Genomic DNA, 266 nt, shown 5'->3' on the forward strand with positions numbered 1-266 from the left:
AGATAGTCAAAATAAATCTAAAATATTAATGCTTATTACGGGATTTAAATCTTCGTATTTATTCTTTGCTTTCAAATTTGCAGTATAACTTTTTGCCCAATAATAAAGCCCACGATAAATAAACGCTTTATTTCCAACTCTTTGAATTTCAATTATTACGGTTTCTCCATTTTTAGTTTTTGCTCTAACATCGACAATAGTCTCTTTTCCATTAATCGATTCTTTTAAGTTGAAAGTGTTAAGAATAGTTACTTCTTCAAATCCTT

At 27.4% G+C, this 266-nt stretch carries 1 pseudogene; it reads right to left on the reverse strand.

Annotated elements, in window-relative coordinates:
* Window positions 1-15: 15 nt before the first annotated feature.
* Window positions 16-266 (reverse strand): annotated as a pseudogene (locus EZH24_RS13795) (PD-(D/E)XK nuclease family transposase); the annotation flags it as partial.

The organism is Brachyspira catarrhinii (assembly GCF_005518285.1).
Lineage (GTDB): Bacteria > Spirochaetota > Brachyspiria > Brachyspirales > Brachyspiraceae > Brachyspira > Brachyspira catarrhinii.